General features: G+C 74.0%; 11 protein-coding genes. 6 read left to right on the top strand and 5 right to left on the bottom strand.

Annotated elements, in window-relative coordinates; translation table 11 throughout:
• Positions 1-31: 31 nt before the first annotated feature.
• Together ACZ63F_RS24550 and ACZ63F_RS24545 are read right to left on the bottom strand one after the other, a co-directional pair.
• Positions 32-1,396 (bottom strand): carotenoid oxygenase family protein, encoded by a 1,365-nt coding sequence (locus ACZ63F_RS24550; protein WP_469713729.1) that lies wholly within the window; start codon positions 1,394-1,396, stop codon positions 32-34.
• A gap of 71 nt (positions 1,397-1,467) precedes the next feature.
• Positions 1,468-2,055 (bottom strand): hypothetical protein, encoded by a 588-nt coding sequence (locus ACZ63F_RS24545; RefSeq protein ID WP_469713728.1) that lies wholly within the window; start codon positions 2,053-2,055, stop codon positions 1,468-1,470.
• Between the two features lie 173 nt (positions 2,056-2,228).
• Here ACZ63F_RS24545 and ACZ63F_RS24540 point away from each other — a divergent pair, with 173 nt between their 5' ends.
• The 5 genes from ACZ63F_RS24540 to ACZ63F_RS24520 are packed head-to-tail and all read left to right on the top strand — an operon-like array spanning position 2,229 to position 7,462.
• On the top strand, positions 2,229-3,497 hold the full coding sequence (locus tag ACZ63F_RS24540; protein WP_469713726.1) for a sensor histidine kinase: 1,269 nt from the start codon (positions 2,229-2,231) through the stop codon (positions 3,495-3,497).
• Positions 3,494-4,210: a response regulator transcription factor gene (locus ACZ63F_RS24535; RefSeq protein ID WP_469713724.1), complete on the top strand. Its 717-nt coding sequence runs from the start codon at positions 3,494-3,496 to the stop codon at positions 4,208-4,210. Before ACZ63F_RS24540 ends, ACZ63F_RS24535 begins: the two co-directional genes overlap by 4 nt.
• Before the next feature lie 35 nt (positions 4,211-4,245).
• Positions 4,246-5,178: an ATP-binding cassette domain-containing protein gene (locus ACZ63F_RS24530; RefSeq protein ID WP_469713722.1), complete on the top strand. Its 933-nt coding sequence runs from the start codon at positions 4,246-4,248 to the stop codon at positions 5,176-5,178.
• Entirely contained in the window at positions 5,175-6,689 is a 1,515-nt protein-coding gene (locus ACZ63F_RS24525) for a DUF1349 domain-containing protein (protein WP_469713720.1), read from the top strand. The genes ACZ63F_RS24530 and ACZ63F_RS24525 overlap by 4 nt, the downstream gene beginning before the upstream one ends.
• The gene (locus ACZ63F_RS24520) at positions 6,686-7,462 is read left to right on the top strand and encodes an ABC transporter permease (protein ID WP_469713719.1); all 777 of its coding nucleotides are present in this window, start codon (positions 6,686-6,688) and stop codon (positions 7,460-7,462) included. Before ACZ63F_RS24525 ends, ACZ63F_RS24520 begins: the two co-directional genes overlap by 4 nt.
• A 22-nt stretch (positions 7,463-7,484) precedes the next feature.
• On the opposite strand, the gene ACZ63F_RS24515 is transcribed toward ACZ63F_RS24520, so the two are convergent.
• Positions 7,485-7,874: a cold-shock protein gene (locus ACZ63F_RS24515; RefSeq protein WP_352360713.1), complete on the bottom strand. Its 390-nt coding sequence runs from the start codon at positions 7,872-7,874 to the stop codon at positions 7,485-7,487.
• Between the two features lie 204 nt (positions 7,875-8,078).
• On the opposite strand from ACZ63F_RS24515, the gene ACZ63F_RS24510 reads away from it, so the two are divergent.
• Entirely contained in the window at positions 8,079-8,876 is a 798-nt protein-coding gene (locus tag ACZ63F_RS24510) for an SAM-dependent methyltransferase (protein WP_469713717.1), read from the top strand.
• A 7-nt stretch (positions 8,877-8,883) separates the two neighbouring features.
• Here ACZ63F_RS24510 and ACZ63F_RS24505 read toward each other — a convergent pair whose 3' ends face one another.
• Both ACZ63F_RS24505 and ACZ63F_RS24500 read right to left on the bottom strand, forming a co-directional pair.
• Positions 8,884-10,140, bottom strand: a complete 1,257-nt coding sequence (locus tag ACZ63F_RS24505; RefSeq protein ID WP_469713716.1) for a hypothetical protein — start codon at positions 10,138-10,140, stop codon at positions 8,884-8,886.
• Entirely contained in the window at positions 10,137-11,291 is a 1,155-nt protein-coding gene (locus ACZ63F_RS24500; protein ID WP_469713715.1) for a dolichyl-phosphate beta-glucosyltransferase, read from the bottom strand. The genes ACZ63F_RS24505 and ACZ63F_RS24500 overlap by 4 nt, the downstream gene beginning before the upstream one ends.
• Positions 11,292-11,323 lie beyond the last annotated feature (32 nt).

Genomic DNA, 11,323 nt, shown 5'->3' with positions numbered 1-11,323 from the left:
CCGGGCGACGACGGGAATTGTCAGACAGGCCCTAGTCCCGGCCGTCGCCGGGTTCCGGCAGCCAGCTGCCGTGGAAGCCCGCCGGGACAGCGTAGGGGAGTTCCACCACCGCCTGCTCGGACAGGTCGGAGGCGTCGAGGACGAGCAGTTCCCCGGCCTTGCCGTCGTCGTCGGAGACGAGCGAGAGCAGCCAGCCCTCGTCCTCGCTCCGGCCGTCCGCGGCCGGGACGAACACCGCCTCACCCGCGTAGCGTGCACCGGGAGTCGCGTGCACGCGGGTGGTCTCGCCGGTGAGGTCGTGCTTGGCGATGCCGTCCCCCGAGACCGTGTACAGATAGCGGTTCTCGCGCCCGGTCAGGGTCTCGTTGTGGGTGGGGAACTCGGCGTCCCGGTCGTCCAGTTGGCGCTCGGTGGCCCGGCCGGTGGCCGGGTCGAGGGTCCAGCGGTACAGCACCGAGGGCGTCTGGACGAGGCCCGGCTCCGGTACGACGGCCACGCCGGTGGGCCCGCCGATGTCGCCCCAGGCGTGCTCGAACCTGTCGTGGTCGTAGCGCACCGCGTCGAGCACGATCCGTCCCCCGGCGTCCTCGTGGGCGTTGCCGACGTGGAAGACGTAGCAGGGGTCGACGTCGAACCAGCGCACCTCGGTGCTGCCGGGCGTGCGGGACATGATGCCGAGCCGGGCGCCGTAGCCGTCGTCCCACCGGTAGGGCATGCCGCCCTGCCCGGCGAGTTCGGGCCGGAAGACCACGGGCAGGTCCATCCAGACGATGTGGTGCTCGGTGATCGCGAAGTCGTGCATCATCGTCGGGCCCGGCACCTCGACCGGGCGGCTGTCGACCAGCTCCCCGTCCGCGGTGACCCGGTGGTAGGTGAGGTACGGCGGGGCGAACCCGGTGCCGAACAGGTGGAGTTCGCCGGTGACCGGGTCCTCCTTGGGGTGTGCGGTCATCGCGGTGGTCAGCCTGCCGCCGAAGTCGTACGGGCCGACGGTCTCCAGCGCCGGGGTGACCCGGTAGGGGAAGCCGACCTCGCACAGCGCCAGCACCGTGTCCGCGTGCCGGATGACATGCGTGTTGCCCGGCGTCGCGGTCAGGTCGAAGGTGCCGTCCGCGCGGACGAAGGGGTGGCCGTCCAGCTCCCTGGTACGGATCCACCGGTTGCGGTACCACTCGGCGCGGCCGTCGCGCAGCCGGACGCCGTGCAGCATGCCGGGGCCGGTGAACCAGTGGCCGTCGTCCTCGCCGGGCAGCGGGTTGGGGCCGTTGCGCAGGTAGCGGCCGTCCAACTCGGGCGGCAGGGTGCCGCGCACGGTGAGGTCGAGGGCGTCGTGCTCCTCGGGGACCGGCGCGAAGCGGCCCCGGAGGTAGCGGGGGAGGATGGTCTCTTCGGTCATGGTGCTTTCCTTGTCCGGGCCGGCGGGGCGGCGCCGGCCGCGTGCGGGGTCGGGTCCGGGGCGGCCGCGGGTCACTCGGGTACGGACAGCAGCCCCTGCGACTCCAGCAGGCGCCGCTGCACCCGCTCGGGGTAGACCTTCGTGAAGACGATCGGGACGGCGAGGCCGACGACGTGCGCGGTGATGCCGACCCAGGCCGGGGCGTCCACCGCGCCGCCGATCGCGAGGACGACGGCGATGAAGGTGAAGCCGGCTCCCCAGGCGCTGGTGATGTGGTTGTTGACCTGGAGGAACTGCGGCATGTCCCAGTACTCGCGCGGCGTCTGGCGTTTGGCGATGCCCAGGGTGAAGGGACGGCGGATCGCCATGGATCCCCAGGCGGTGGCGGCCAGCCAGGCGAACGAGAGGACGTCGCTGTGGTCCTTCAGCGCCGAGCCGGGGTCCGCGACGGAGACGGCGCCGATCACGACGAAGTACACGATGGTGCTGAGCTCCAGGATGAGCGCGTCGAGGTCGACACCCCGGCGCAGGTCCTGGAGCAGGAGCAGCACGCCCGAGACGACACCGCCGAGCGCACCCCACCGCCAGTCGGCGAAGCCCGAGACGACACCGGCGACGATCCAGGGGGCGAAGCCGCGCAGGTAAGCCACAAAACCCATTGAGTGATCCTTGCTGGACGAAGACGAGGAAGAGGGAAGAACGGGACGGCCGCGGAGGGGGGTTGATCCGCGGCCGCCCGCGAACCGACGCGAACTAGATGCGGGGCGCACGCCAAAGTTCGACCGCCGAAGTGTGACCCTCGTCACGGACCCTCGCTGTCATACTGACCGGCGTGACGCGTACGGGGGCGGGGCGGGACACCTGGCGCCGGCTGCGCAGCCGGATCGCCCGACGCCGGTATCCCTACGCGGTGCTGCTCGGGTTCCTCGCGGTCGGCGAATCCCTCGCGGAGTTCGTCGCCGGCCACGGCTCGGTCCCGCGGCTGTTCGCCGACGCTGCCTCCGGCAGTGCCGGCCGTGTGCAACTCGGCCTGGTGCTGGTGCTGTTCTGCCTGGCGACGGCGCTACCGCCGCTGTTCCTGCGCCCGTTGACGGCCGGCGTCACGGTCACCGCCGCGAGCCTCGGCTCGTTCACCGTCCTGCACACCCTGCCGGTCGCCGGACTCGTCGCCCAGCTCGTCGCCCAGTACCGGCTGGCCCGCACCGGACACACGCTGCTCGCGCTCCTGCTCGGCGCACCCTTTCTCGCCCTGGCCCTCGCCGCCGTCCAGGGCACGGCTGCGGACGCGGGCTCGGGCACGGCGGCCCGCACGGTGCTCCTCGCGGTGCTCGCGCCCGCCGCCGCCTGCGCCGGGCTCGCCGCGCGGGCCGCAGAGCACCGCCGCGCGCACTCCGCGGTACGCCGGGTGATGGCCGCGACCGAGTGGGAGAACGCGGCACGGGGTGAGCGCGCCCGGATCGTCCGTGAGCTCCACGACGTCGTCGGCCACCACCTCTCCATGATCGCCGTACAGGCCGAGACCGCCCGGGTGGCCACCCCCGGCATGCCCGCCCAGGGTGCCGCACGCCTCCTCGGCATCGGGGACACCGCGCGCGCCGCGCTCATCGAGATGCGCCGGCTGCTCGGTGTGCTGCGCGAGGACACGGGGTCCGCCACCGGCGGCGAGCGCAGCCCCCAGCCGGACCTGCGCCACCTCAACGACCTTCTCGACGAGGCCCGTTCGGCCTCCAGCGGCGGCGGTGTCCGGCTGGTCCTCAGCGGCTTTCCCCGCGCCCTGGACGCCGGAGTCGAACTCGCTGTGTACCGGATCGTCCAGGAGTCCCTCACCAACGCCCGCAAACACGCCCCGGGCGCCACCGTGGACGTCGAACTGCACTACGCCGCCGACCGCGTGCACCTGCGCGTCCGCGACAACGGTCCCGGGCCGGCCGCGGACCGGCCGTCCGACGGACACGGCTTGCTGGGCATGCGGGAGCGGGCCGCCGCGGTGGCCGGGGACGTCCGCACCGGCGCGGCGGACGTCGGAGGCTTCCTGGTGGCCGCCCGCTTTCCCGCGCCGCCGCGCGACGACCCCGAGGCCAGGACGGAGGAGAGCGCATGAACGTCCCCACCCCGCCGATCCGCGTCGTGATCGCCGACGACCACCTGGTCGTCCGGACCGGCTTCGCCGCGTTGCTGGACTCCCAGCCCGACTTCACCGTCGTCGGCACCGCCGCCGACGGTGCCGAAGTGATCGACGTGTGCCGCGAAACCGGCCCGGACGTCGTCCTGATGGACATCCGCATGCCGGGCCTGGACGGCATCGAGGCCACCCGCCGGCTCCTCGGCACCGCCCCGGAACGGATCGACGGGCCGCGGGTCCTCATCCTCACCACCTTCGACCTGGACGAGTACGTCCACGACGCCCTGCGCGCCGGTGCCAGCGGCTTCCTGCTCAAGGAGGTCACCGCCGAGCGGCTCTTCGACGCGGTACGGGTCGTCGCCGCCGGGGACGCGCTGCTCGCCCCCGCCGTCACCCGCCGGCTGATCGACGAGTTCGCCCGCCTGCCCGACCGGGCCGCCGCGAGCCTCCCGCTCCGCCCGGGCACCCTGACCGCCCGTGAGACCGAGGTCCTGCTGCTCGTCGCCGAGGGGCTGTCGAACCCGGAGATCGCGGCCCGGCTCGTCGTCGGCGAGGAGACGGTCAAGACCCACGTCAGCCGGATCCTCGCCAAGCTCGGCCTGCGTGACCGTACGCAAGCCGTCATCGCCGCCTACGAGTCCGGACTCGTGGTCCCCCGTGCGAGGGATGCGAAAGCTGGCTCCGAGGGGTGACGTATCCGGCCGCCGCGCTTCCTAACCTGTGGGTCATGGAGACGACGATCGAGGTCAGGGACTTACGCAAGCGCTTCGGGAGCGTGCCGGCGCTGGACGGGATGGAGTTCACCGTCCGGCCCGGACAGGTCACCGGCTTCGTGGGCCCGAACGGCGCGGGCAAGTCCACCACGATGCGGGTGATCCTCGGCCTGGACCGGCCCGACGGGGGCAGCGCCCTCGTCGGCGGCCGCCGGTACCAGGAGCTGCGCACCCCCTTCACCCACCTCGGGGCGCTGCTGGACGCCGGCGCGGTCCAGCCCGCCCGCACCGCCCGCCACCATCTGCTGTGGCTGGCGCACTCCCAGGGCCTGGGCGCCGGACGGGTCGCGGAGGTGCTCGGCCAGGTCGGCCTGGGGGACGTGGCGCACCGGAAGGCGGGCGGCTTCTCCCTCGGCATGCGGCAGCGGCTCGGCATCGCGGCCGCCCTGCTCGGCGACCCGCCCGCGGTGATGCTGGACGAGCCGTTCAACGGGCTCGACCCGGAGGGTTTCCGCTGGATGCGCGGCTTCCTCGCCGCCCTCGCCGCAGAGGGCCGGGCCGTCCTGGTCTCCAGCCACCTCATGGGCGAACTGCAGGACACCGCCGACCACGTGATCGTCGTCGGCCGGGGCCGGGTCGTCGCCGACACGAGCGTGCGCGCGCTGCTGGACCTGGTCTCCCGCGGGCAGGTCACGCTGCGCACCTCCGCACGCGCCGACGCCATGACCGTACTCGCGCGCGCCGGTGCCACCGTCAGCTCCACGGCCCCCGACACGGTCACCGTCACCGGGCTGCCCGCCGAGCGCGTCGTCTCGCTGCTCGCCGGGCGCGGCGTGCCGTTCGCCGAGGTGGCCGCACACCGCGCCTCCCTGGAAGAGGCGTACATGGAACTGACCCGCGACGCCGTCCAGTACCGCGGGACGCTGCCCGGGGAGGCCGGCCGATGACCGCGGCCGCCCTCGGCGCGTTCGGGGCGCTGCTGCACGCCGAGTGGACCAAGTTCCGTACCGTGCGGGGCTGGTGGGTCAGCTGCGTCGGCGCCGTCCTCCTCATCTGCCTGGTCGGGCTGCTCGCCACCGCGGCCGGCAACGAGGGCTCCGGGTCGTCCCTCCCGGTCGGCCCCGGCGGCGAGGCGGTCAACGACGACTTCTCGTTCCTGCACCGGCCGTTGACCGGCGACGGCACCCTCACCGTCGCCGTGACCTCGCTCGCCGGCGTGATCGGGACCGGTCCCGGCCGTACCGCACCCGGCCTCGCACCCTGGGCGAAGGCCGGGATCATCGTCAAGGACGGCCTGACGCAGGGCTCGTCGTACGCGGCCGTCATGGTCACGGGCGGCCACGGGGTGCGGATGCAGTACGACTACACGCACGACGTCGCCGGGGCGGCGGGCGCGGTCTCCGCGTCGTCGCCGGGCTGGCTCCGGCTGCGGCGCTCGGGGGACGTCCTCACCGGCTACCAGTCGGCCGACGGCCGCGCCTGGAGCGAGGTCGGCACTGCCCGGCTCGCAGGGCTTCCGGACACCGTCCAGGCCGGGCTGTTCGTGACCTCGCCGTCGGCCGAGCAGGCCACCGCCACCGGTTCCGGCCTCGCGCCCGCGGTGGCCACCGGCACCTTCGACCGGACGACACTGAACGGGGGCTTCGCGGGGGGAAGTTGGCAGTACCGGCAGGTGGGCCGTGACGCCGGGGTCTCGGGCAGCTACACCGCCGGCACCAAGGGGACGGCCGTCCGGGCCGGTTCCGGGTACGCGGTGACCGGGGCCGGGGACATCGCCCCGGTCGTCGGCGGTCCGGCCGCCAGCGGGGTGCGGAGCATCGAGAACTTCGTCGTCGGCGCGTTCGCCGGGCTCGTCGTGGTCGTGGTGGTCGCCGCCGGATACATCACCGTCGAGTACCGGCGCGGACTGATCGGCCTCACCCTCGCCGCAAGTCCGCACCGCGGCCGGGTCCTCGTGGCCAAGGCGCTCGTGGTGGGCGGGGTCTCCTTCGTCGCCGGCACGGTCGCCGCCGCCGTGATGGTCCCGTTCGGCGGCGCGCGTTCGCGGGCCGGCGGCTTCCCGGTGCTCACCGTGCCGGCCGGCACCGAGGCGCGGGTCGTCGTCGGCACCGGCCTGCTGCTCGCCGCCGCCGCGGTTCTCGCCCTCGGCGTCGGCACGGTCCTGCGGCGCGGCGCCGTCGCCATCACCGTGGTGGTCGCCGGCACGGTCCTGCCCTACCTGCTCGCGACGGCGTCGGTGCTGCCCGACGGGGCTGCCGAGTGGCTGCTGCGGGTCACCCCGGCCGCAGGCTTCGCCGTCCAGCAGAGCGTCGTACGGTACGCGCAGGTGGTGACCGACTACTCGCCCTCGTCCGGTTACTTCCCGCTCTCGCCCTGGGCCGGACTCGCGGTGCTGTGCGGCTACGCGGCCCTCGCGTTCGGCACCGGCGTCGTGCTGCTGCGCAGGAGGGACGCATGAGGCGCGCCTGGCACGCGGAGTGGACGAAACTGCGCACCGACGCCGGCAACGCCTGGCTCGTGCTGGGCGTGCTGGTGCTGACCGTGGCGGTCGGCGCCGGGGTGGCCATGACCTCCCGGTGCGACGCGGCCGACTGCGGCGGTGACCCGGTGCGGCTCTGCCTGACCGGGGTGATGGCGGGGCAGGCCGCGGTCGGGGCGGTCGCCGTCCTGTCGGTCGGCGACGAATACGGCACCGGCATGATGCGCACGACCCTCACGGCGGTCCCGCGACGGCTGACCGTCCTGTGCGCCAAGGCCGCCGTGCTCACCGCCGTGACGCTGGCAACCGCGACGGCCGCCGTCCTCGGCTCGCTGCTGGTCGGGCGACTGGCCGGGCCGGGCCGTGGCTTCACCCCGGAACACGGCTACCCGGCGCTGTCGCTGACCGACGGGCCCACCCTGCGGGCCGCGGCGGGTTCAGTGCTCTACCTGGCCCTGATCGGCCTGCTGAGCCTGGGCGTGGCCCTCGCCGTGCGCGACTCGGCCCCCGCGATCGGCATCGTGCTGGCCCTGCTGTTCGTCTTCCCGATCCTCGCCCGCGTCGTGGCAGACCCGGACTGGCAGCGCCACCTCCAGCAGGTCGCGCCGATGACGGCCGGACTGGCCGTCCAGGCGACCGTCGGCACCGGCCGGCTGCCCATCGGGCCCTGGCAGGGACTGGGCGTCCTGGCCCTCTGGGCGGGCGCCGCCCTCATGGCGGGCGGCCGGTCGCTCCGCACGCGCGACGCGTGAGCCGGCCGGCCGCCGCGGGCGGTCAGCCCTCGATCCAGCCGTGGTTCTTGGCGAACTGGGCGAGCGCGCCCCGGACCCGCACGATCTCCTCGGCGGTGAGCGTGGGCGCCGACGCCAGCAGCGTCTCGGTGACCTCGCGGGTGAACTCGTCCGCGCTGAGCAGGTCGCACAGCGAGTCGTCGTCCGGACCGAGCGTGCGGACGTCGGCGCCGCGGGCGAGCCGGACACCGGACGCCTTCGGGCCGCGCTCGCCCGCCTCGATCTCGAACTCCACCGCCACGCCCGGGCGGACGTACGTCTCCGACATCTGCATGTCGTTCACGTGCAGGAAAACGTCCTCGCCACCGCCGTCCGGAGCGATGAACCCGTACCCGCGCGAGCTGTCGAACCGCACCACACGACCACTGACCATGAGAAACCCCCAACCAAACCGGGCCACCTGCCCGGACACCTGGGCCCGATGGTAGTCAGGTCCGGCACGGCCGGTCGACCCGGCCCACCGGGTGCGGTCGCGGAGGGCGGAACTCGGTGCGCCGATAAAGAAGTTGATATGGAAAGCTGTCGCCAGCCGTCAGTGAGCCAAGGGGGGCCGGGACGGTCGTTGAGAGGAGCGCACGTGACGCAGGACGGCATCGGGTCCGTGGAGATCGACACCAGCAAGCCGCATCCCGCGCGGATCTACGACTACCTGCTGGGCGGCAAGGACAACTACGAGGTGGACCGCAAGGCCGGTGACCAGCTCGCCTCCGTCGCGCCCGAGGTGTGGATGGCCGTCCGGGCCAACCGCGGCTTCCTGCAGCGAGCGGTCCGGCACGTCATCGACAGCGGCGTCCGCCAGATCCTCGACATCGGCACCGGGCTGCCCACCTCGCCGAACGTGCACGAGGTGGCCCAGGCGCTGGCGCCGGACGTCCGGGTCGCCTACGTCGACAACGACCCGATCGTGAAGGCCCACGGCGACGCGCTGCTCAGCCGGGCCGGCACCACCAGCATCGTCCTCGCCGACCTGCGCGACCCGCGGGCCGTCATCGAGCACCCCGAGGTCCGCCGGATCATCGACTTCGGCGAACCCGTCGCCCTGCTCCTCGTCGCCATCCTGCACTTCGTCCGCGACGAGGAGGAGCCCGAGCGGATCGTGGCCACCCTGCGCGACGCGCTCCCGGCCGGCAGCTTCCTGGTGCTCTCGCACGCCACCGACGACTTCGCCGAGCGCAGCGAGGCCCAGGCCGTCTACAACAACGCGACCGCCTCCATGAACCTGCGCCCCCGGGCCCGGATCGAGCGCTTCTTCGACGGGTTCGAGCTGGTCGAACCCGGCGTCACCCAGGTCCCGTTCTGGCGCCCGGAGACCACCCCGCCGGCCGGCTCGGAGGAGATCGGCTTCTACGGCGGGGTGGCCCTCAAGAAGGCCTGAACCGGCGTCAGGGCACTCCGAGTTCGAACAGGGCGTAGCCCGCGTACGAGCCGGAGGCCAGCGCCGCGATGCCCAGCACGAGGCACAGGCAGGGCAGGCTCACGCGGCGCAGCGCGACCGCCAGAGGGACGAACAGGGGGAAGGCGGGCAGCAGATAGCGCGAGACGTTCGCGAAGTACTGCTGGCTGCCCAGCACCAGGGCGAGGGTGAGCACTGTGTGGACGACCAGGACCGTCGGCGGCCGCAGCCGGAGCAGCAGCGGCAGCAGGGCCAGGTCGAGCAGGACCACCCCGACCCCGATGACGTCGGCGAAGGGGAGCGCGAAGAGGTAGCCGAAGTGGCCCACGGGGACGGAGGCCAGGACGTCCAGGGTCTGGCTGCCGTAGTCGAACTCGTGCCCCCACGCGCCCGACTGGAGCGTGAAGTAGCCGCCGTAGTCACCCATGCGGTGGCCCACCCAGCCGAGGTAGCCGAGCAGGCCCAGCGGGGCCACGAGCATCGCGGTCAGCGGCCGGGCGACGCCGTCCTCGCGGCGGCGCAGCGCCAGGACCGCGGCCGCCGCGAGCGCGGCGACCAGGGCCGCGGCGGTGGGCCGGTTGAGGCCGGCCGCGAAGGTCAGCACCCCGGCGGTCAGCCAGTGCCGGGTCAGCACGGCGTACAGGGCCCAGGCGGCCAGGGCCACGTACAGCGAGTCCGAGTAGACCGCCCACTCCACGCCGGAGCCCGGCCACACGGCCCACAGCCCGGCGGCCGCCAGCCCCGCCCGCCGGCCACCGAACCGGGCGGCGACGGCGAAGATCCCCAGCGCCGCCGCGAACGACGCCACGACCGACACCAGCAGCCCGGCACCGAACGGACCGAGACCGGTGACCTCCATCGCCACCCGCATCAGCGCCGGGTAGAGCGGGAAGAACGCGGCCGAGTTGCCCTGCAGGGTGATCAGCCCGGTGGCGCCGGGGACCGGGACCAGCGCGGGATGGTAGCCGTGCAGGGCGATCTGCTGGTACCACCAGCCGTCCCACGTGCCCAGCACGTCCCAGGTGTGCGCACCGCCGCCGAACCGCGGATGCTTCTTGCGGAAGTCGCCCGCCGAGTCCAGCAGATACATGAAGGACCCGAAGCCGACGAGCTTGAGGACGCCGTACATCGCGAGGACCGGGCCGTAGCGGCGGGCGGTGTCGCGCAGGCGCCGTCCGGGGCCCGCAGGGGTGGTCCCGAAGGCGGCGGGCGAGGGCCGGGCCGTGCTCCTCAGGGGCGTGGTCATGAGGCCGCGGACTCCGTCCGGCGCCGCCGGCCGCCGCAGGCCGACCGGGCGACGGTGACGGACAGGGCGAGGAACAGGTGGGCGGCGGCGACCACGGCGAGTTCCGCGCGGAGCCCGGCGCCGGTGGCCGCGTGCCGCAGGACGGCGAGCGAACCGGCGGTGACGGCCAGCCGGGCGGCCAGGGCGGGCAGAGCGGGCGGCGAAGACAGCGGGGACCGTCCGAGGACCGGCCGGGCGAGGACCCAACAGGCCAGCAGGGACAGCGCGTTGGCCACCTGCGCGGCGGCGGCCGGGCGCAGCGCCGCGTACAGGAGCAGCTGGGCGAGGGCGCTGACGGCGGCGGGAAGCGCGTACGACCGTGACGGCCGCCCCGACGGCAGCGCGCCCCGGGCCAGCGCCAGGCCGACCCGCGCGATGCCGCGCAGGTCGGCGAGGGCCGTGGACAGCAGCTCGACCCGGCTGTCCGGGTCGTCCACCCAGTCGACCGGCACCTCGTGGATCCGCAGCCCGGACCGCTCCGCGATCACCAGCAGCTCGGTGTCGAAGAACCATCCGGGGTCCCGCACCAGCGGCAGCAGCCGCGCGGCGGCGTCCCGTCGTACGGCCTTGAACCCGCACTGCGCGTCCGAGAACCCCACCGACAGGGTGCAGCGCAGCAGGACGTTGTAGCAGCGGGAGACGGCCTCCCGCTTCGGGCCGCGCACCACCCGGGCGCCGGGCGCCAGCCGGGTGCCGATGGCCAGGTCGGAGTGGCCCGAGAGCAGCGGCGCGACGAGCGGCAGCAGCGCCGTGAGCCCGGTCGACAGGTCCACGTCGAGGTAGCCGACGACCGGCGCCGACGACGCCGACCAGGCCGCCCGCAGCGCCCGGCCGCGGCCCTTGTCCGCCAGCCGTACCCACTCCACCTCGGGCAGCTCGGCGGCGAGCCGGGCCGCGATCAGCGGGGTGGCGTCCGTGCTGGCGTTGTCGGCGACGGTGATCCGGAACGGGTAGGGGAACGTCTCCCGCAGGTGGGCGAGGAGCCGCCGCACGCTCGGCTCCAGGTCCGTCTCCTCGTTGAACACCGGTACCGCCAGGTCGAGGACCGGCTCGGCGCGGTGCGCCGGAGGCGACGGCACCGGTACCGGCAAGGTGGCTGACAGGTGATTCATGATGTTTTTTCGCATTCGTTCTCGATTTCGGG

Source organism: Streptomyces sp. NPDC104761, assembly GCF_055583445.1.
The sequence above is the reverse complement of the archived record's forward strand: the minus strand, read 5'-3'. Positions and strand labels throughout refer to the sequence as shown.